This is a genomic window from Listeria sp. PSOL-1, assembly GCF_902806445.1.
Lineage (GTDB): Bacteria > Bacillota > Bacilli > Lactobacillales > Listeriaceae > Listeria.
This window is the reverse complement of sequence record NZ_LR760298.1, coordinates 2,052,022-2,072,393: the sequence shown is the minus strand read 5'-3', so window position 1 is coordinate 2,072,393 and position 20,372 is coordinate 2,052,022. Positions and strand designations below refer to the sequence as shown.

Genomic DNA, 20,372 nt, shown 5'->3' with positions numbered 1-20,372 from the left:
TTGTTGGAAATATGCTATACTTAAATAATCTTAAACACATACATATGCATGTGTTATTATAAGATGAATTCTTAAATAGGAAAGAGGGATATATGTGCGTCAAAGATCTTTTTTTAAGCGTAAAATATTTGTGCAACAAAGCAATCATCAAGTACATCTTAATAAATCGCTTAAAGCTTTTGATTTAACAATGTTAGGAGTTGGAGCAGTAGTTGGCGGCGGGATTTTCATTCTCCCAGGAGAAGTCGCATCAAAAACAGCTGGCCCCGGTATTATGATTTCGTTTATTATTGCAGGACTGGCATGTTGTTTGGCAGCCTTGTGTTACTCAGAGTTCGCCTCTAAATTACCTGTTGCTGGTAGCGCATATACATATAGCTATCATGTATTCGGCGAAGGTATTGCCTGGATTTTAGGCTGGTCCCTTTTACTTGAATATGGCCTTGCTGTTGCTGCTATTGCTAGTGGTTGGTCATCATATGTCAAAAGTTTATTAACTGGCTTTCATATTGAATTTCCAAAAGTAATCTCCAGTTCATTTAATCCGAGTAATGGAACTTATTTTGATTTATTAGCTTTCTTAATCGTTATAATTATCGGAATACTCTTAAGCATTGGTATTCGTGAATCAACTCGGATAAATAATATTATGGTGCTAATTAAAATGGCCGTCGTGATCTTATTTATCGTTGTAGGTGTTTTTTATGTCAAACCGGATAATTGGACACCATTTTTACCATTTGGTTTTAACGGTGTCATTACAGGCGCATCATTAGTTTTCTTTGCTTATATTGGTTTTGACGCAGTTTCTACGGCTTCTGAAGAGGTGATTAATCCGCAAAAAAATATGCCTATTGGAATCATTTCATCCCTTGCGATTTGTACTTTCCTGTACATTTTGTTATCCGCAGTATTAACAGGAATGGTTTCTTACAAACAGCTTGTAGGAATTAGTGCACCTGTTGCGTTTGCTCTTCAATATGTTAATTTAAACTGGGTAGCAGGTTTCCTTTCGCTTGGTGCTATTGTTGGGATGACGACTGTTATATTGGTTATGTCTTATGGGGGGACTCGTTTAATCTTTGCAATGGGTCGCGATGGACTACTTCCTAAAACATTCGCTAAAGTAAATGAAAAAAATACACCTGTTAAAAATACGCTTATTTTTGCGTTTATTATGGGGATCATTGCAGGACTTATTCCTCTAAATGATCTGGCGGCATTAATCAATATTGGAACACTTTTCGCATTTGCAATGGTATCACTTGGTATTTTCTTTTTACGAAACAACAAAGAATTGCCTACAGCTGGATTTAAAACACCATTCTACCCTGTTATACCTGCGATTTCATTTATCTTATGTGTTTATTTAATGATTAATTTACCTGGACTAACATGGCTATCGTTCATCATTTGGTTTGTTATTGGAATCATTATTTATCTATTGTATGGTAGACGCCATTCAGTATTACAAAATGAAAAATAAGTTGCCACGATTTAAAAATCACAGTAAAATGGAATTGTGAGGAGGAATACTAATGATTACAACAACATCACCAAATATTGAAGGAAAACAAATCATCGAGTATAAACAAATCGTTTTTGGAGAAGTAATTACAGGTGTTAACTTCATGAAAGACATCGGAGCTGGTTTGCGGAATTTCTTCGGCGGACGCTCTGGCGGTTATGAGAATGAGCTAATAAAAGCTCGGGAAGACGCTATTTTTGAAATGGAAGAGCGCGCTAAAAAACTTGGTGCAAATGCAATTATTGGCGTGGATATAGATTATGAAGTGCTTGGTGCTGATAACGGCATGCTTATGGTTACTGCATCAGGAACAGCTGTAATTATTGAAGTTCTTGATTATTAAATAAAAAAATGGAGCAGCGAATATACGCTGCTCCATTTTTTATTCAAAAAGCGAACTAACTGAGGCATTTTCATGCACACGGACAATAGCTTCACCAAGAAGTGACGCCACAGAAAGCTGTTCCATTTTATCAATCCATTTATCCTTTGGCAGTGAGATTGAATTCGTTACAACAAGCTTTTCAATAGGAGACTCGTTGATACGTTCCATTGCTGGTCCTGAAAGAACTGGGTGTGTACAACAAGCATAAACTTTTGTTGCGCCATTTTCCATTAAAGCATTCGCAGCAAGCGTAATTGTACCAGCAGTATCAATAATATCATCAATCAAGATACAGACTTTTCCTTCAACATTACCAACGATATTCATTACTTCAGCCACATTAGGGCGCGGGCGACGCTTATCAATGATTGCGATAGGAGCTTTTAAGCGATCAGCCATCTTGCGGGCACGTGTTACACCCCCGTGATCAGGAGAAACAACGACTAAATCTCCATCTAAATGGCGTTCTCCAAAATAATTACTTAATAAGCGTACCGCATTTAAATGATCGATTGGAATGTCAAAAAAACCTTGAATTTGTGGGGCATGCATATCAAGCGTAATCATACGCGTTGCTCCAGCAGTCTCGATTAGATTTGCCACTAGTTTTGCTGTGATCGGTTCACGGCTTCTCGCTTTCCGATCTTGCCGAGCATAACCATAATATGGCATAACAATATTAATGGTTGCAGCAGAAGCTCGTTTTAACGCATCTATCATGATCAAAAGTTCCATCATATTTTGGTTCACTGGATAGCTAGTTGATTGAATAACGTAGACATGACAGCCACGAATACTCTCTTCAATGTTAATTTGGATTTCACCATCACTAAAATGAGTAACACTAGATCTTCCTAATTCAATTCCTACTTCTTTAGCAATCTCTTCGGCGAGCGCTCGATTCGAATTAAGTGAAAAAATTTTCAACTTTGGATCAAAATAATCGTTTGACATAATCAGCCTCCACATTTTTTTATATAAATTAGATACCCTATATATTACTTAACAAAATTCATCTTAGACATATAACCTTCTTTGTTCGTCTGACGAGTACGTGCAATAGCAAGTGCTTCTTCCGGTACATCTTCTGTTATTGTTGAACCGGCAGCAACGTATGTATTGCTATGGATCGTTACCGGAGCAATCAAGTTAGAATTGCAACCAATAAATACATTGTCCCCGATAATGGTTTTATGTTTATTTTTGCCATCATAATTTACAGAAATGGAGCCACAACCAACATTAACATTTTTCCCAATCTCAGCATCGCCCATATAGATAAAATGCGGTAATTTAGTTCCTTCACCAACAACTGCTTTTTTCGTTTCTACATAATTGCCAATTTTAACGTGATCATGAATATCTGATTCGGGACGCAGATGAGCATAAGGACCAATTTGCACGTCATTTCCTACTTTGCTATCTTCAATTTCAGAAGTACGTATCCACACACGATCACCAATCTCAGCATTTGTACAATCTGTTCCGCTTGTGATGATGCAATCTTCACCAATCGTTGTTTTACCACGTAATGTAACATTTGATTCAATAACAGTATCTTGACCAATCACTACGCCAGCATCAATATATATGCTTTCAGGGTTAGCTAAGGTAACACCCGCACGCATGTGTTTTTCATTAATTCGCTTGCGCATAATTTTTCCAGCTTCTGCAAGAGCTATGCGATCATTAACACCCAATGATTCTTCAAAATCGTCAATCCGATAAGCAGCCACCACTTCATCTGCGTCTTTTAAAATTTTGATAACATCCGGCAAATAATATTCACCTTGCGCATTATCATTTGAAACTTTTGAAAGGGCGTCAAACAATACCTGATTATCAAAACAGTACGTGCCTGTATTAATTTCTGTTACCCGCTTCTCTTGTTCGCTTGCATCTTTTTCCTCGACAATTTTCCCAACAATGCCAAGGTCATCGCGAATGATACGGCCATAACCAGTAGGGTCTTCTATTGTTGTTGTTAGAATAGTTGCTTTCGCACGCTTTTCATGGTGATATTTCATTAGGGCTTCTATTGTAGTATCTTGAATAAGCGGTGTATCTCCACAAATAACAAGCGTCACTCCTTCTTTATTTTCAAGAAGTGATTTCGCTTGAAGAACAGCATGCGCAGTTCCAAGCTGTTCTTCTTGCATAACAAACTTACTGCGATCTACCAAGCGCTCCTTTACTTTTTCAGCACCGTGGCCCACAATTGTAATAATTTCATTCATATTTAGTGATTCAATTTGCTCAACCACATGTTCAACCATTGGCTTTCCACAAACAGGATGTAACACCTTATATAATTTTGATTTCATGCGAGTACCTTGGCCAGCTGCAAGAACAACAGCATATTGATTTGTCATGGTATGGTAACCCTCCTATTTGTAATAAATTCACTGTAAGTGGCTTTTTCATCGATTTATTTACATAAAAAAACTTTACCTAAATAGTTAGATAAAGAGCGTAATAGCAGGAATAAGAACACTAAAAACAGTGCTCTTTGAAAAAAAGGATGCACCTTGTCCGTTATTGGATTTTTCGGTATAGACATCCTCAATGGCAACCATTTTTACGCTCCCCCACATATAATATCCTATTTTTAAATTATAGCATATTCTCAAAAAGAAAAACAATAGTTGAAAAAACAAAAAATGTGCTGAATAGATCTTTCTTATTCAGCACATCCTTATTTCAAGTTACCAAAGACAACTTCTATATTAATCAGCAGAAATAGCTTCTGATTCCACTTTAGTTTCTTCGTTTGCTTCTTCTTCGCCAACACGTTCGTACTCAGCAAGAACAGCTTCTTGAATTTTCGCGCGTGTTTCAGAATTAATTGGGTGAGCTATATCACGAAATTCGCCATCAACACCACGTTTTGAAGGCATTGCTACGAACAAACCATTGTTCCCATCAATAACACGAATATCATGTATTACAAATACCCCCCACAATGTAATGGAAGCAATTGCTCTCATTCTGCCATCAGTTTCTACTCTACGTAATCTTACATCAGTTACTTCTATTTCCATTTTTGTCACTCCTTATCCCATTTACCCTTTTCCAAAAAGAATAGCTCTAATATCCGCAACGGTTTTAAGTAACCTCTCTATTTTGTTGCCTCATAGCTGCTTCTCAAATTAAAGGGGCCTTAATTTTTATTCTTCTACATCATCTTCACTTGTAGAAGATCCTTCTTCTTTAGCTTCCTGCTCAGCTGCTTCATAAGCATCTAGGACAGCTTTTTGGATTTTCGCACGTGTTTCCGAATCAATTGGGTGTGCAATATCACGAAACTCACCATCTGGTGTACGTTTACTTGGCATTGCTATAAAAAAGCCATTATCGCCGGCGATAACACGAACATCATGGACAACAAACCCTCCACAAATCGTGATCGAAGAAATTGCTTTCATTCTTCCATCTGTCTCAACACGTCGTAATCTCACATCTGTAATTTCCATTTCCTTCACCACCTTATTCTAGTTGCGCTGCTTTTATTCACTCAGAAGACATGCAACATTATCCATGATCAGAAAATTAAAAGGACCTCCATTTTAGAGCCATTATTTTTTCCTTAGTTCCATCATAATAAAAAAAAATAAATTTGACAACTTTGTGAACTCAATTTATCCAATTTTTTATAGATTGAACATTATTAACGAAGCACTTTGTCTATTTACTCGTATACAAGGATTTTGCTCGTATTCTTAATAAAACGGCTCAAGCGCCTTTAAACATGGACATTGTCTAATTTTATTTTCCCTATTTCACTTGGAATAAAACGTCTGGTCATATTTTATTTTCATTTATCATTAAATTGATTGCTTCTCTCACAGATCTTACACCGAATAACACGTCAAAGTAGCGAAAAATCATGCTTATATGTATGATCTAACATTTATCGTCTAAATTATTACAAATGTCATTATCACACATTTAGTGTGATAAATTTTTTTATAGAGTCAAATCGAATTGTCAATACATAAAATTCGTACATTTTTTCCAAAAATATATGAAAAAATTCTCTATATTGTCACAAAAATAAGTGGCTGAATATAGTAAGATTTAATGGGGGGTTAAAAAAAATTAAAAAAGGGAGTTTCATATGAAAAAAATATTTATCTGTGTCATGTTTTTCAATTTAATGCTAGCTTCATTTGCACCTGTAGTTTCAGCTCAAGAAAACAACACACCCAAGTTGTCAGCTCAAGATCAAAAAATTGTTACGGAAATTCAATCCGAACTCAACAAGCAATTACCTAAAACAAGAGGGACATTAACAGCAAAAGACTGGGAAAAAGCGATTGTAAATGTAGCTTTTGATTTCGGCTTTGCAAGAAACAATTCTTTATTTAAAGACGTGGACGATTCAGAACAACCAGCAAAAAAAGATGCGCAAAATAAAGAATGGTATGATAATTTAAAGAATAAGTCACAAAGGGAATTAACCGTATATGACATACCAACAAAAAAAGATATTAAGCTAATCGCAACCTACATTGATAACCAATCTTCTAAGACTGTCATCCTTCACAGTGGTTATCGTGCAGCTGCAACTGCTCTTTTGGGAGAGGCTGAAATGTTTTCCAAATTAGGCTACAACGTCCTTCTTCCTGACACAAGATCGCATAACCGAAGTGGAGGAGAGTATATTACTTTTGGTTATTATGAAAAAGACGATTTAAACAAATGGATTGATCAAGAAACAGCTTTAAAACCTGATCAAGAAATCCTGCTATACGGCGTTTCAATGGGAGCAGCTGCAACAATGCTTTCCCAACAGACCCCTCATGAAAATGTAACAGCGTATATTGCAGATTGTGGTTATGCTTCTTTATCTGAACAATTAAAAGACACACTCCATTTATTAACAAGATTTTTCAAATACATTCCTTATCTTAACCAATTTAATTGGAATGATGAAGAAGACAAACTGATTAATCTTTTAAATGAACTTAAAATCAAACCTATACTCGGTTTTGATTTATACGAAGTAACACCGCTAGAAAGTGTAAAAGCATCGACTGTTCCTAAACTTTTCGTTCATGGAGGCGTTGACTGGTTTATTTCCCCTCGTTCTATGGACAAACTATACAAGGCATCACCAGGTTATACGGAAAAATTACTTGTTCGAACTGCTGCACATGCAAAATCATTCCGATCTGCACCACAGCGTTACGAAGATAAAGTAACATCATTTTTATACAATGTTGAACATCCAGAACCAGCTTTACCAAAAGTTGCTGACATCAGCAATCGCTCTCACCTTATCACATTTGGTGCAGAAAAAAATACAACTTACCATGTCTCAGTTACAAACCCTGCAGGGAAACTGGTTAAAGAATATAAAGGTACTGTACCCGTTATAAATGCCGTTTTTATTCCAACGCTTTCAATTGCAGCTGATTCTAAAGTAAGTGTTACAATTCAAAAAGGGATTTACAAAACTGAACCAGTAACGGTGACGGTAAAAGATTCTATTGCTCCACCGGCACCTAAATTAAACAAGTTCACAACAATAGATACTAACCTTACTGGTAAAGCTGAAAAAAATGCAAAAATAACAATTAAGACAAAAAATGGTCAAACCCTTGCAACTAGCTATGCAGATGATAATGGGAATTTCAGCATCGCTATTGGAAACCAAGAATTAAAAACCCAGCTTTTAGTAACTGCTACTGACAAAGCAGGTAACGAATCTCGCACAGCAAAGATTGATGTAAAAAAAGGTAAGGCTGTTACCGTAGTAAACTCAATTTCAGCAGGATTTTAAACTAATAAACGAGCGATTGATAAGCGTTTTTCTTGCTTACTAATCGCTCGTTTTATCTTTTTATGCAATTAAAAAAACTGTAAACAAATATATTTTGTTTACAGTTTTTTTGTTTTTATTCCGAGCGTAAAGCATCAATTGGACGTAATTTAGAAGCTTTGTTAGCTGGTGCAATACCGAAGATGACTCCAATACAAAGTGAGAAAACGAAAGAAAAGATGACAATTCCCACATTTATACCAGAAGGCATATCAGCTAAGTTACTCACTAAGCTTGCTCCACCGGCACCTATAAGAATACCAATGATTCCGCCAACAACACTAATCACAACCGACTCGATTAGAAACTGCATTAAAATGGCTCGTTTTTTGGCTCCGAGTGCTTTTCGAATACCAATTTCGCGTGTTCGTTCACTTACCGATACAAGCATAATATTCATAATACCAATTCCACCTACAATAAGGGAAATCGCTGCAATAGCTCCAAGTGCTGAGGTAAGCGTTGCACTAATGGTATTAAAGGCGGTTAGAAGCTCTTGCTGATTAATCACTCGATACTTAGGAGTTGTTGGATCATCTTTTGAATCTGTCGTTTTCTTACCATCATCAAATTTAATAGCAAGACGCGATTCTAAAGTATTAACAACAAAATCCACTTCATCAGCTGTTTTAGTTTCAATATAAATACTTTGGATTCCTGTATTTTTTAGCAACCGCTGTGCTGAAATAATTGGGATGAAAATTTCGTCATCGCTTGATCCCATCATTGAGTCGCCTTTTTCCTTTAGAACGCCAACAACTTTATATGGTAAACCATTTAAGCGGACTGTTTCACCAATTGGATTTGAAAAACCAAATAAATCTTTAGCTACCGTAGAACCGATGACTGCTACCTTTTGTCCGTATTCTACATCAACTGGTAACAAGAAACGTCCTTTATTAAGATCAAGTTTACGAGCTGCCTGGTACTCTTCATTTGTCCCAACGATTTTTTTGGAAAGTGATTTATAGCCATAAGCAGCGTTAGCTTGTCCAGAAAGCTCTGGTGAAACGCTTTTAACGCCATCTATATTACGATATTTCATAACCTCATCATAAGTGAATTTATCGTTTGGATTGGTGGAGCTATTCACTACAGTTACTAAATTGGAGCCTAAATCTCCCATCTGTCCATTAACTTTTGCAGAAAGGCCGTTTCCAAGTGATACAAGCAAAATAACTGATGCAACACCAATGATAATTCCAAGCATTGTCAAAAAGGAACGTAACTTACTTGCACGTAACTGTTTGAATGCCATTTTCATACTTTGAAGAACACTCATTTGCGGCCCCCCTCTTGATAAAGTTTGCCATCTTGGATGCGGATACTTCTTGTGCCATAAGCGGCAATATCAAGATCATGCGTGATCATGACAATCGTATTTCCAGCAGCATTAAGCCTTTTTAAAATCCCCATTACTTCTTGCCCTGTTTTAGAATCTAAGGCTCCTGTTGGTTCATCAGCAAGCAAAATAGAAGGGCTTGCTGAAAGTGCTCTAGCAATAGCCACACGCTGCTGTTGTCCACCAGATAGTTGTGTTGGTAGATTTTTCTTTTTACTGGCAAGACCTACCATGTCTAAGCTTTGCAGTGCAACTTCCTCACGTTTTGTAGCACCCATACCTGCATAAATCAAAGGTAATTCAACATTTTCTAGTGCGGATAACTTTGCTAGTAAATTAAATTGTTGAAAAATAAAACCGATTTTTTTATTGCGAATTTCAGATAAACGATCATCATTCAGTTTAAAAACATTAACGCCATCTAATTCATAGCTGCCTGAATCCGGTACATCTAGGCACCCGATCATATTCATCAATGTTGATTTCCCCGAGCCACTTGGGCCGACAATCGAAAGAAACTCGCCTTGCTTTACAGAAAGCGAAACATCATCTAGCGCTTTAAATGTTTCTCCCCCAAGAGTGTAACTCTTTGTAATATTTTTCATGTCAATTAACGGTTTTGCCATACTTATAATCCCTCCTTCTAACCCTCATGTCTTAAAATCCTGCCGTAGCTGTGTTTGTCTTTTTAGAAGGGAGGATGACTGTATCTCCTTTTTTCAAGCCTTTTGTAATTTCGATATTGTCTTCGTTATGCAAACCTGTTTCGACAAAAATTTTCTTTTTCGTTTCTTTACCGTCTTTTACTTCTGGTACCATGACATAATATTTATCATTATCTTTTTGTACAGCTTCAATTGGAACATATAGTGCGTTTGCCTTTTTATTGACTAGAATAGAAGCATCAGCTGTCATTCCAGCTTTAAGTTTATCTGTTTTATCCAAACTAATGGTTACTGAGAATGTTGCTACACCATTTTGTACTTGTCCTTGATCAGCAATTTCTTTTACTTTTCCTTTATATGTTCTATCTGGAAGTGCTGTGACAGAAATATTAACTTCTTGATCTACTTTAATATTAGGAATATCTAGCTCATCCATTTGAACTTTAAGTTCTAGTCTATCATAATTTGGAACTTGTGTATTTTTAGGGCCAATAGCTCCTGTTCCTGTTGCGTTAATTTTCATTTCACCTTGTTTTACTTTTGCTGTAATATTTTTATTTTGACCAGCTGTATTTCCTTCGCTACCTTTTGATAGAAATGCGATGACTACTCCTACGATCACCACAACAATAACAATTCCTATCAACCATTTTAACCACTTCTTCATGACTTTCCTCCTCTGTAATAAAAACCCTAACTTTTTTATAGCACAATTTATTTTAACACACAACGAGTTATTTTACCTACCCCTTGAGACTGATTGTTATCTTTTCCGGGCTAAAAAGTTACTTTTTTTCTGAAATATTCGTATAATTGAAAGAAATTTCTGTTTATTCTTATTGAAGATCGCCCTTCAAAAGATTTTACTGATTTGACAATTTGTAAAATTGCAGGGGTTTCTTAAAAAAGCTCAAAGTTTCTGCGCACATTAGGAAACTTCAAGCTATTTTTTTAAATGGAGGAAAAGTAATTCCCTTCTACAACTTCGATGCGTCTTTCTTTTACATTGACATTTTTTATTTTTACAAGGGAAACATAATCGTCCACAAGTTTTTCTTCTGCATTTTCCGACTCGACTAAAACGCCAATGCCCACCAAGTTTGCATTAAATTCTTCAAGTAAGTTTTTCATGCCATTAATTGTGCCGCCAGCTTTCATAAAGTCATCCACAATCACAACATTTGATCCTTCTGCTAAACTGCGCTTAGATAACTCCATTTTTTCGATTCGTTTAGTTGAACCTGATACATAATTGATGCTTACAGTTGAGCCTTCTGTAACTTTGCTATCGCGTCTTACAATGACAAAAGGAACACTTAAATATTCTGCTACAGCCTGAGCAATTGGGATCCCTTTTGTCGCAACAGTCATGATCGCATCAATTGGCTTATCATTAAATTGCGTCGCTAAAACTTTTCCAATTAATTTTAGTGTTGCTGGTTCCCCAAGCAAATCCGAAAGATATAAATAGCCCCCTGGTAAAAGCCGTTCTGGTTCTGCAATCCTGTTACAAAGTGTATGAATAAAATCCAGTGCATCCGCATGGTCTGCTTTTGAAATATATCGTACACCACCAGCTGCGCCAGGAATTGTCTCAAGGGTTCCTACACCACGATCTTCAAATGTCTTTTTGATGATAACTAAATCCTCGCTAATAGAAGATTTAGCAGAACTATAGCGCTCAGCAAACATCGTAAGCGGCACTAGCTTACGTGGATGTGATAATAAAAAACGCGTCATATCAATTAAACGCTCACTGCGACGAATTTTCATAATCTCTCTCCCTCGACTTTTTCCGTATATTCAAATGAAAAAAGTTCATTTTGTACGCATTTTCTTTATTATAGAACGTTTTATAGGAAGATACAACTTTTTCATGTTTTATTTCAGGCTTCGTTAGAAACTCAATGTGTGTAAAGAGACCATTACTTTCTGATATTAAAGAGGCTGGGACGTGAACCAAATAAATTGGCGGCAAACGGTCGATTTGTCGTGTTCGGCATGCTCTACTTTTTAAATCTATCCCTGACTCGCCTTCTCTATCTATTCTTCGCTCCACGGTCGCACCATATAAACCTCTTCACAAAAACCTTTTAATCCGTTATACACGCGCTTAGCCCGTGAATATTGCTTAATGATCGCAAACACAGTTGGGCCGCTTCCGCTCATCATTGCTGTATCTGCACCAAATTCGAGCATTTTTTCCTTCAGTTGTTTTACTTGAGCATTTTTTTCAAGCGTTACCGTTTCTAAAACGTTCCCGGTGGCTTGGCAAATCCCTTGCAAGTCACTGGTTTCAATCGCGGCAAGCATTCGCTGTGTATCGGGGTGCTTCATTTGATTTAAGCGCAGTTCTTTATAAACCGATTGTGTTGATACACTGATTGTAGGTTTGGCCAAAACAATCCAACAACTTGGCATTTTTTTTAGTGGATGGATAATTTCACCCCGACCTGTCGCAAGTGCTGTTCCACCGTATAGACAAAAAGCAATATCAGAACCGATAGCAGCGCTAAGTTCTGCAAGTTCTGCAAGTGATAAATTTAACCGCCATAATTGATTTAACCCTTTCAAAGTAGCTGCGGCATCACTGCTCCCTCCAGCAAGGCCTGCGGAAACGGGAATATGTTTATCAATGCTAATTCGGACGCCTTCATTTATCTGGAACTTCTCCTTTAATAATAAAGCAGCTTGATACATTAGATTTCGCCGATCATCAGGAATAAAATGCGCCTTCACATCTAAAATAATTTCGTTAGTTGGTAATAATTCTAATTGTAACCTATCAGAAAGATCAATTGTGGTCATCACCATTTCAACTTCGTGATAGCCATCATCGCGTTTATGTAACACATCAAGCGATAAATTGATCTTAGCAGGAGCTTTTATATTCATTTTCATTATTTTTGCCTCCGTGCATCCTATTCAAAATCTTTTTGTTTATTTTATCATATACTATGTTCATAATTCGACTAAAAAAAGTAAAAACCGGATCCCAAAAGAGATCCGGCTAATTCAAATGCTTATAAAGCTAATTCTTTCTTATCATCAACAAATTCAAGCTTTACAACATCTGTTAAAATATCGATATAACTATATGATACTCTCTCAAAGCTGTTTTCATCCTGATTTAGCTCAACAATGAAAACGGATGGATATGTTTCTGCTAATACACCGCAACGTTCAATTGTTTTCTTGCGGCCACCGTTTGCTTTTAACGTTAACTCTTTTCCTAGCCTAGAATCTAAGCTTTGTTTAATGCTTGCAATGGTTTTTGGCATTTAATTCCACCTCACTATTGCATAAGTATAGCATAAATTTTTGAAAAAATCAAGAAAAGCAATATTTTAACAAGAATAGTAACCAAATGTCAATAACTAAGTGCTTCTTTTTTTAATCTTTTTAAATTTGTTCACAAAATTTACCTAAAAAGTTACTTAATAAAGCAAATTCTTGGATGGATAATGTCTCTCCACGCCTTGTAAGATCAATCCCAATAGCAGCAAGTTCTGACGTTATTTTATCTTTTTGTTTTTTTATTTCAGGAAATCTTACTGCTAAATTGTTCCATAATGTTTTACGACGTTGTGCAAAAGCTGAGCGTGTGACTTCAAAGAAAAACGATTCACTGTTCACCTCTGCTGCAGGGGTTTTTCTTTTCGTCAAATGAATAACCGCAGAATCGACATTTGGTTGGGGCATAAATACTGTTTTCGGTACAATAAAGGCCAACTCTGCTTTCATGTAAAATTGGATAGCAATCGATAAGCTGCCGTAGCTTTTTGTTCCTGGTATTGCACTTATTCGATCAGCCACTTCTTTTTGCAGCATGAATGTCATGGTATCTATTGGCAAATGAGCATGCAAAAGCTGTAAAATAATAGGTGTTGTGACATAATAAGGTAAATTGGCAACGACTTTAAGCGGTGCTGTTGTATCTTCAAAGTGCTCAGCCATTACTTGCATGATATCTGTTTTTAAAATATCAGCATGCACAATAGCTACATTGTCGTAATCATACAATGTATCCGAAAGAATCGGAAGCAAGCGTTGATCAATTTCAAACGCGATAACTTGTTTGGATACTTTAGCCAGTTGTTCCGTTAGTGCACCAATGCCCGGGCCAATTTCAATAACATTCATTTCTTTGGTTAACCCTGCTGTTTCAGTGATTCTTCTTAAAATATTGCGATCAATTAAGAAATTTTGGCCTAAGCTTTTTTTGAAGAGAAAATTATATTTTTTTAAAATTTCAGTTGTGCGAATAGGTGTTGCAATATCTTTAGTCATGTTTTTCCTCCTGAATCACTTTTTCAATGGCTTCTTTAAAAGCGGAATCAGAAATCTGGAATGCTTTTAAACGGGCAGATAGTTGTTTGCCGTTTGCATAACCGATTTTAAGCAACTCTCCAAGCTTCATACGGCGAGTTTTTGCATGGGTACCACCAAGTAAGCCATATTCAATTAAAGCTCGTTGTGGGATGCTTTGCGTGGTTTCAGTTCGTTTTGTACTATGGAAATTACGTAAAGCTTCGCGAATTACTTCGACTGAAGCATGTTCAACACCAAGTCCTTTTCCTCGCTCAGGCAAAGCGTCTTTTTTACTAATAAAAGCATGGCTACAGAAAGGAACAGCTTGGTCAACCGTTTTGCGGATTTTTTCTCCTGGAAAATCAGGATCAGTTAAAATAATAACACCGCGCTTTTGGACGGCTAACCGTACTTTTTCGATGGTTTCTTTATTTACTGCAGAACCATTTGTCTCAATCGTATCAGCAATGACTGCACGCCGGATTGCGGTTGTATCATCGCGCCCTTCAACGACGATGATTTGTTCAATTACTGGTTTTTCCATCTGTTTCGTCCTTTACAAAATAAGTATTATTATCATAACACACGACAGCTAATTTAACCATCATCGAAAAAAGTCTGGAACATAAACAAAATAAATCGATGACAAGCATTCACACTTAAGAAGCTTGCCAGACTTCCGGTTCTCACATACAATCGTACGCTCCACTTCCGAATTCTGGCAAGCTTCTTAAAAAATATAGCTGCATTGCATGATGTAAAAGACTCTTTTTGATAGGATTTATTTATAAAATCGTGATCTTTACCGAACGTCGCCCCCATGAATAGCAACTTGATTCATTTGGGAAGTAAACATCGATAATATTTCCTTTAATCGCGCCACCTGTATCTCCAGCGATGGCCTCACCATAGCCTTCAACAAATACTCTAGAGCCTAATGGAATGACTCTAGGATCAACAGAAATAACTTTTGCTCCTGGATTAGCACTTAGGTTAATGCCTGTTGCTGTTATTCCACCTCCAGAATAAGCAGTTGCTTCAACTACAAACGAACGCTCACCATTTACACTAGCTTCCGAAGAAACTGGTTGCACTGAATAATTTGTTTGAGTCGTTTTTGTTCCGCGAGCAACGATTTTATTTTTAGGCTTAGTCATTAGTTCGTCTGAGATGCGATTGTTTTTTACTTGCTTTCCATTTTCAATTACTTTCTCATAAGTAACTTTTCTTTTCCCTGCTTCTCCTTTGGAAATCACTTTTTCATTACCTTTTTCAAGATTTGCATCATTTCGGTAAATTGTGTCAAAGGCTACTGTTTCTGTTTTAGTTTCCGTTTTTTTATCAACGTATATTACTTGAACGTTCATGTTTTTTGTTAATCTGACGTTTTTAGTAGGGGAAATGCGATCATCTTTAGTTAAATGAATCTTCTTTTCTGAAAGTAAGTCGCCTACCGTCTTTTTTGTTGTCCATACATTTTCTTTTTTATTGCCATTTTCTAAAGAAAGTTGAATGGCACGTGTAATATCAATTTGTAGCCCATTTTTGACTTTATCGCTAAGCCCAACATTTAGTACATCATGTGGGCTTAATTTAATATTTTTATCTTTAAGTACTTCTTTAACTGTTTTTTTCGTACTCCAAATTTGCATCTTTTTACCAGTGTCCATAATTGTCACAGAATTTGCTGGTATGTAATTTATTTTCATGCCATCTTTAATAGGTGTACTTTTCACAGGAGATACTTGGTCATGTTCTCTCACTTTAATGTCTGATTCTTTTAACGCTTCACCAACTGTCGCTGCGTGTGTTCTTGACTCCATTTTTGCTCCGGCATTCACGATAGTAATATCATTTTTAGTTCCTTCAAAAACGAAATAAAAAACGAATGCGATGACAATAACAAACCCTATGATCAAAAATGGAATGGTCCATTTTGAAATTCGGCTTGTGTTACTGCTTTGTTCCGTGGTCATGTGTTTCTCCCCTTCCTGTTCGCTAGTGATTATATACAGGGGGCTAAAGAACTGTCAATTTTGCAGGAAAAATACGCCTCTTTTTTCACAATAAAGAGCATTTTTATTGGTATAAAGGCATTTATCTTTTTTACATTTTATTGTTCAAACGAAAATATGACAAATATATTTCAAAGAACTACATCTCTGGTCGTAGGCGATAGGTATAGCTTTTCCAAGAATTCACATTTTTGCTTATCGCTTTAGCTTAAGATTAAGTTACAGAGAAGTCTATTTGTTACAAATAAATTACAATTTTATTTTATCCGAAATAATTTTTCAGCGTTATTCGTTGTGTAAGTAGCGATTTCCTCATATTTCATATTTTTCAATTCAGCAATTTTTTCAGCAACTAGTTTGACATAAGCAGGTTCATTTCTTTTTCCTCGTTTTGGGTGAGGTGCTAAATATGGGGCATCTGTTTCAATTAGCATCTTTTCAAGAGGTACAGCTTCGGCAGCTATTTTTGGTAGCTTCGCATTTTTAAAAGTTACTGTGCCGCCAAAAGAAATGTAGAAGTTTAGATCTAGGCATTTTTGCATCACTTCGATTGCCTCTCCAAAGCAGTGCATGATTCCACCTACTTCTTCAGCATGTTCTTCTTGTAAAATGCGAACAATGTCATCTGTTGCTTCCCGATTATGAATGACTATTGGCAAGTTTACTTCACGCGCCAAGCGAATTTGTTTACGAAAAACTTCAAACTGCACTTCTTTTGGTGACGTATCCCAATGATAGTCAAGTCCCATCTCACCAAGCGCGACAACTTTCGGATCTTTTGCTAAATCTCGTAGCCACGCTAAAATATCATCTGTAAAATGAATGGCTTCAGTTGGATGCCAACCAACAATCAAGTAAATAAATGGGTAAATTTGGGCCAATTCTAATGCGCGTTCAATCGTTGCTTTATCAAAACCGACAACAGCCATTTTTGTTACATCATTTTCCTTTGCTCTCTTAATGACTTCTTCTATATCTTTATTAAATGCCAAATCATTTAAATGTACATGTGTATCAAACAGCATCTTCATCCCTCCAATTTATCCATATTTCTTCTTTAAAATAAATCGGCGACAAGCGCTCGCATTTACAAGAGGTGATAAATTTCCAGCCTATACTCGCTGGTTTCTATCAAAGCTTGTAAATCCAAATCGCTGTCGCTCGATTTGTCCTATTCAAAATAATAGCATCTAAGAAGACAGCGAGCCAAAACTCGCTTCTTTTTTATTTTATTTTTGCGCCATTAGGTAATTCTTTACTTGCTTCAATTATACGAAGTTTTCCAGATTCCTCACCTGAAAGGATCATGCCTTCACTCATCAAACCACGTAGTTTTACTGGTTCTAAGTTAGCTACAACAATCACTTTTTTACCAAGGAGTTCTTCTGGCGTGTAAAATTCGGCGATACCAGATAACACTTGACGTAGCTTGCCTTCACCAAGGTCAAGCTTAAAACAAAGTAATTTATCAGCTTTTTTTACTTTTTCTACTTGCTTTACTTCAGCAACACGTAAATCAAGCTTGTTAAAGTCTTCAATGCCGATTTGTGGTGTTTCATATGGTTCTATTTCTGCTTTCTTTTCTACTTCACTTACTGCTGATTGCTTCATTTGTTCACTAATATAATGAACTTCTTCTTTCGCATCAAGGCGCGGAAAAATTGGTGTTCCTTTTGAAATAACTTTAGTTCCTGCAGGGATCTTGCCATACCCATAAATGCTTGACCAAGCTTTTGCTTCCTCTTGCAAACCTAACTGCACAAAAATTTCTTTCGGTGCACGTGTTAAGAATGGTTGAAGCAAAACAGCAATAATACGTAAATTTTCAGCCAAATGCACCATTACGCTTTTAAGCTGGTCCCTAGAATCCTCATCTTTAGCAAGTGCCCATGGTGCAGTTTCATCAATATATTTATTTGTTCTAGCGACGAGTGTCCAAATTTTGCTAAGTGCAACAGAAAATCGCATATGTTCCATGCTTTCTTCATATTCTTTCACAACATCATCTTTAAAAGCAACTAATGCTTGATCAAATGGTGTAACAGCTCCCTTATAATTAGGGATTTCTCCAGCAAAATACTTGTTAATCATTGCAATCGTACGGTTTAATAAATTGCCAAGGTCATTTGCCAAATCATAGTTAACACGATCAACAAAATCTTCTGGCGTGAATAAACCGTCTGATCCAAATGGAACTTCACGCAATAAATAATAACGAAGTGAATCAAGCCCGTAGCGATCAATCAGCATATAAGGATCAACAACATTACCTTTTGACTTAGACATTTTACCATCTTTCATTAAAATCCAGCCGTGCCCAAAAATCATTTTTGGAAGTGGTAAATCCAGTGCCATCAAGATAATCGGCCAATAAATGGTATGGAAGCGAATAATTTCTTTTCCTACAATGTGCACGTCTGCTGGCCAGTATTTTTTAAAGTTTGCATCATGATCTGTATCGTAACCTAGTGCAGTAATATAATTTGATAAAGCATCAATCCACACATAGACAACGTGCTTTGGATTACTAGGTACTTTAATTCCCCAGTCAAAAGTTGTTCTTGAAACAGCTAGATCTTCTAAGCCTGGTTCGATAAAGTTTTTGATCATTTCGTTTTTGCGTGATTCAGGTAAAATAAAATCTGGATGAGAACGATAATATTCGACTAAGCGATCAGCATATTTACTCATTTTAAAGAAATAAGATTCTTCTTTGACCAGCTCCACTTCATTGCCACTCGGGGCTTTCCCGCCGATTACTTTACCGTTTTCATCGCGGTAAACTTCAGCAAGCTGTGTCTCAGTAAAATACTCTTCATCAGAAACAGAATACCAACCTTCGTATTCTCCTAAATAGATATCGCCTTGTTCAACAAGACGCTCAAATATTTTAGTAACGCCTTCTTTATGACGCTTCTCTGTTGTACGAATGAAATCAGTATTAGAAATTTCGAGTTTTTGCCATAAATTTTGAAACCCAGTGGCAAATTCGTCAACATATTCTTGTTCAGAAATCCCGCGATCTTTTGCTTTTTCTTGGATTTTTTGACCATGCTCATCCGTTCCTGTTAAATAAAAAACATCAAAGCCCTTTAAACGCTTATAACGAGCCATTGCATCACCTGCGATCGTCGTATATGCATGGCCAATATGCGCCTTCCCACTCGGATAATAAATCGGGGTGGTTATGTAAAAAGTTTTTTTCTCTTCTTGCACTTGAGTTTCCTCCTCTTGAATTACATCTACTTTCTATTATACAGCTATAAAATATCTAAGGCTAGATTAAGTTCAATTTTTTAAATAAAAACGTCCTAAGATTTATCTCAACTATGAGAAAGCGCTCGCATTTCAAGATGATGTGCAACCCAACTACAATTAATGACTATCAGCTTTTAGCAATACCGATCATTACGCCGCCAACAATGACTAAGATAACACCGAGAATAACTAATATAAGCTCTCTTCTTGTTTTCTTTTCTCCTAAGAATAAAATCCCACCGATTGTTGAAATGATAACCCCCATTTGGGATAGTGAGAATCCTGTGGCAACACCTACTAAGCGATTGGCAAATAATAATGCCAAGTTCCCCGTCGCCCACATAACACCAGGAATAAGGTTAAGAAAAGTGCGTTTATCAAGCCTTTTGCCTTTACTTTTAATCGACAGAACTAAGGCTCCAATGACCATACCAACAGCTTGCGGTAAGATTGCATCCCAACCACTAATATCAAACCACCGTGTTACGACTACATAACCCACATAACCCACTGTGGAAATGAGCAATGTAATCATTCCCTTTTTCATATTTTGTTCCGCGTTTTCTTTATTTTGCTGATAACTTGTTAAGAAAATCCCAAGAATAATTAAAGCAAGTGCAGAGAAACCAAGAGCTAATTTCGCATTCGTTCCCCACTCATGAAATGCAAAAACGCCAAATAACGATGTTCCAAGCAGTTGCATCCCTGTAGAAAGCGGCATTGTTTTCGAAACACCTACTTGTGTAAAAGCACGAAATTGATTCATTTGTCCAAGACTCCAAAATGCCCCAGAAACAAAACTTGCAATCAAAATTGTTACTGTATAATGCGGACTTATGAAAAAGAAAATGAATACCGCAAAAATAAATGCCCCTATCGTCGTTCCAATGATTTGCTGTTTTGGTTCTCCACCAATCTTGGAAACAACAAGCGGCATAACACCCCACATTAACGCAGGGACAAGCGCAATAAGAATATTCATCATGTTTACCTCCATCAATTGCTTCAACACTATACCCATTTTTTCAGTACTTTAAGCATATT

At 36.6% G+C, this 20,372-nt stretch carries 19 protein-coding genes; 3 read left to right on the top strand and 16 right to left on the bottom strand.

Translation table 11 applies throughout. The annotated features are described in order from the left end of the window. Positions 1–94 precede the first annotated feature (94 nt). Both G6Q10_RS09915 and G6Q10_RS09910 read left to right on the top strand, forming a co-directional pair. On the top strand, positions 95–1,486 hold the full coding sequence (locus G6Q10_RS09915) for a branched-chain amino acid transporter BcaP (protein ID WP_163655593.1): 1,392 nt from the start codon (positions 95–97) through the stop codon (positions 1,484–1,486). Positions 1,487–1,538: 52 nt separating this feature from the next. Then, positions 1,539–1,871 carry a putative heavy metal-binding protein gene (locus G6Q10_RS09910; protein ID WP_163655591.1) on the top strand — a complete coding sequence of 111 codons (333 nt, stop codon included), beginning with the start codon at positions 1,539–1,541 and terminating at the stop codon, positions 1,869–1,871. Positions 1,872–1,910: 39 nt separating this feature from the next. On the opposite strand, the gene G6Q10_RS09905 is transcribed toward G6Q10_RS09910, so the two are convergent. From G6Q10_RS09905 to spoVG (G6Q10_RS09890), 4 genes are all read right to left on the bottom strand, one after another. Beyond that, positions 1,911–2,867: a ribose-phosphate diphosphokinase gene (locus G6Q10_RS09905; protein WP_163655589.1), complete on the bottom strand. Its 957-nt coding sequence runs from the start codon at positions 2,865–2,867 to the stop codon at positions 1,911–1,913. Between the two features lie 44 nt (positions 2,868–2,911). Next, on the bottom strand, positions 2,912–4,285 hold the full coding sequence (glmU, locus tag G6Q10_RS09900; protein WP_163655587.1) for a bifunctional UDP-N-acetylglucosamine diphosphorylase/glucosamine-1-phosphate N-acetyltransferase GlmU: 1,374 nt from the start codon (positions 4,283–4,285) through the stop codon (positions 2,912–2,914). Between the two features lie 354 nt (positions 4,286–4,639). After that, positions 4,640–4,948 carry a septation regulator SpoVG gene (gene spoVG / locus G6Q10_RS09895; protein WP_163655866.1) on the bottom strand — a complete coding sequence of 103 codons (309 nt, stop codon included), beginning with the start codon at positions 4,946–4,948 and terminating at the stop codon, positions 4,640–4,642. Between the two features lie 132 nt (positions 4,949–5,080). Then, positions 5,081–5,386 (bottom strand): septation regulator SpoVG, encoded by a 306-nt coding sequence (gene spoVG / locus G6Q10_RS09890; RefSeq protein WP_163655585.1) that lies wholly within the window; start codon positions 5,384–5,386, stop codon positions 5,081–5,083. A gap of 644 nt (positions 5,387–6,030) precedes the next feature. Here spoVG (G6Q10_RS09890) and G6Q10_RS09885 point away from each other — a divergent pair. Then, positions 6,031–7,698 (top strand): Ig-like domain-containing protein, encoded by a 1,668-nt coding sequence (locus tag G6Q10_RS09885; RefSeq protein WP_163655583.1) that lies wholly within the window; start codon positions 6,031–6,033, stop codon positions 7,696–7,698. A gap of 115 nt (positions 7,699–7,813) precedes the next feature. Here the strand turns inward: G6Q10_RS09885 and G6Q10_RS09880 are convergent, their stop codons facing one another. From G6Q10_RS09880 to G6Q10_RS09825, 12 genes are all read right to left on the bottom strand, one after another. Next, positions 7,814–9,019, bottom strand: a complete 1,206-nt coding sequence (locus G6Q10_RS09880) for an ABC transporter permease (RefSeq protein WP_163655581.1) — start codon at positions 9,017–9,019, stop codon at positions 7,814–7,816. Further along, positions 9,016–9,705, bottom strand: a complete 690-nt coding sequence (locus tag G6Q10_RS09875; protein WP_163655579.1) for an ABC transporter ATP-binding protein — start codon at positions 9,703–9,705, stop codon at positions 9,016–9,018. Before G6Q10_RS09875 ends, G6Q10_RS09880 begins: the two co-directional genes overlap by 4 nt. A 31-nt stretch (positions 9,706–9,736) precedes the next feature. Then, positions 9,737–10,411, bottom strand: coding sequence for an efflux RND transporter periplasmic adaptor subunit (locus G6Q10_RS09870; protein WP_163655577.1), 675 nt, complete (start codon positions 10,409–10,411; stop codon positions 9,737–9,739). A gap of 284 nt (positions 10,412–10,695) precedes the next feature. Beyond that, complete coding sequence (gene purR / locus G6Q10_RS09865) at positions 10,696–11,517, bottom strand: pur operon repressor (protein ID WP_163655575.1); 822 nt, start codon at positions 11,515–11,517, stop codon at positions 10,696–10,698. Positions 11,518–11,787: 270 nt separating this feature from the next. Beyond that, positions 11,788–12,645, bottom strand: coding sequence for a 4-(cytidine 5'-diphospho)-2-C-methyl-D-erythritol kinase (ispE, locus tag G6Q10_RS09860; protein ID WP_163655573.1), 858 nt, complete (start codon positions 12,643–12,645; stop codon positions 11,788–11,790). 122 nt (positions 12,646–12,767) lie between these two features. Further along, positions 12,768–13,025 (bottom strand): biofilm formation stimulator Veg, encoded by a 258-nt coding sequence (veg, locus tag G6Q10_RS09855; RefSeq protein WP_163655571.1) that lies wholly within the window; start codon positions 13,023–13,025, stop codon positions 12,768–12,770. A gap of 121 nt (positions 13,026–13,146) precedes the next feature. Further along, the gene (gene rsmA, locus G6Q10_RS09850; protein WP_163655569.1) at positions 13,147–14,034 is read right to left on the bottom strand and encodes a 16S rRNA (adenine(1518)-N(6)/adenine(1519)-N(6))-dimethyltransferase RsmA; all 888 of its coding nucleotides are present in this window, start codon (positions 14,032–14,034) and stop codon (positions 13,147–13,149) included. After that, complete coding sequence (gene rnmV / locus G6Q10_RS09845; protein ID WP_163655567.1) at positions 14,027–14,599, bottom strand: ribonuclease M5; 573 nt, start codon at positions 14,597–14,599, stop codon at positions 14,027–14,029. The genes rsmA and rnmV overlap by 8 nt, the downstream gene beginning before the upstream one ends. 241 nt (positions 14,600–14,840) lie before the next feature. Next, positions 14,841–16,031 (bottom strand): resuscitation-promoting factor, encoded by a 1,191-nt coding sequence (locus G6Q10_RS09840; RefSeq protein WP_163655565.1) that lies wholly within the window; start codon positions 16,029–16,031, stop codon positions 14,841–14,843. Between the two features lie 296 nt (positions 16,032–16,327). Next, complete coding sequence (locus tag G6Q10_RS09835) at positions 16,328–17,095, bottom strand: TatD family hydrolase (protein ID WP_163655864.1); 768 nt, start codon at positions 17,093–17,095, stop codon at positions 16,328–16,330. 199 nt (positions 17,096–17,294) lie between these two features. Continuing rightward, positions 17,295–19,286, bottom strand: a complete 1,992-nt coding sequence (gene metG / locus G6Q10_RS09830; RefSeq protein WP_163655563.1) for a methionine--tRNA ligase — start codon at positions 19,284–19,286, stop codon at positions 17,295–17,297. Between the two features lie 169 nt (positions 19,287–19,455). Beyond that, a complete protein-coding gene (locus G6Q10_RS09825) occupies positions 19,456–20,310 on the bottom strand; it encodes a GRP family sugar transporter (RefSeq protein WP_163655862.1) in 855 nt (284 codons plus the stop codon). Positions 20,311–20,372 lie beyond the last annotated feature (62 nt).

Coding starts and splice junctions, on each gene's coding strand:
- G6Q10_RS09910 (WP_163655591.1), top strand. CDS start 1,539: ATGATTACAACAACATCACCAAATATTGAAGGAAAACAAATCATCGAG.
- G6Q10_RS09905 (WP_163655589.1), bottom strand. CDS start 2,867: ATGTCAAACGATTATTTTGATCCAAAGTTGAAAATTTTTTCACTTAAT.
- glmU (WP_163655587.1), bottom strand. CDS start 4,285: ATGACAAATCAATATGCTGTTGTTCTTGCAGCTGGCCAAGGTACTCGC.
- spoVG (WP_163655585.1), bottom strand. CDS start 5,386: ATGGAAATTACAGATGTGAGATTACGACGTGTTGAGACAGATGGAAGA.
- G6Q10_RS09885 (WP_163655583.1), top strand. CDS start 6,031: ATGAAAAAAATATTTATCTGTGTCATGTTTTTCAATTTAATGCTAGCT.
- G6Q10_RS09880 (WP_163655581.1), bottom strand. CDS start 9,019: ATGAGTGTTCTTCAAAGTATGAAAATGGCATTCAAACAGTTACGTGCA.
- G6Q10_RS09875 (WP_163655579.1), bottom strand. CDS start 9,705: ATGGCAAAACCGTTAATTGACATGAAAAATATTACAAAGAGTTACACT.
- G6Q10_RS09870 (WP_163655577.1), bottom strand. CDS start 10,411: ATGAAGAAGTGGTTAAAATGGTTGATAGGAATTGTTATTGTTGTGGTG.
- purR (WP_163655575.1), bottom strand. CDS start 11,517: ATGAAAATTCGTCGCAGTGAGCGTTTAATTGATATGACGCGTTTTTTA.
- ispE (WP_163655573.1), bottom strand. CDS start 12,645: ATGAAAATGAATATAAAAGCTCCTGCTAAGATCAATTTATCGCTTGAT.
- veg (WP_163655571.1), bottom strand. CDS start 13,025: ATGCCAAAAACCATTGCAAGCATTAAACAAAGCTTAGATTCTAGGCTA.
- rsmA (WP_163655569.1), bottom strand. CDS start 14,034: ATGACTAAAGATATTGCAACACCTATTCGCACAACTGAAATTTTAAAA.
- rnmV (WP_163655567.1), bottom strand. CDS start 14,599: ATGGAAAAACCAGTAATTGAACAAATCATCGTCGTTGAAGGGCGCGAT.
- G6Q10_RS09840 (WP_163655565.1), bottom strand. CDS start 16,031: ATGACCACGGAACAAAGCAGTAACACAAGCCGAATTTCAAAATGGACC.
- G6Q10_RS09835 (WP_163655864.1), bottom strand. CDS start 17,095: ATGCTGTTTGATACACATGTACATTTAAATGATTTGGCATTTAATAAA.
- G6Q10_RS09825 (WP_163655862.1), bottom strand. CDS start 20,310: ATGAATATTCTTATTGCGCTTGTCCCTGCGTTAATGTGGGGTGTTATG.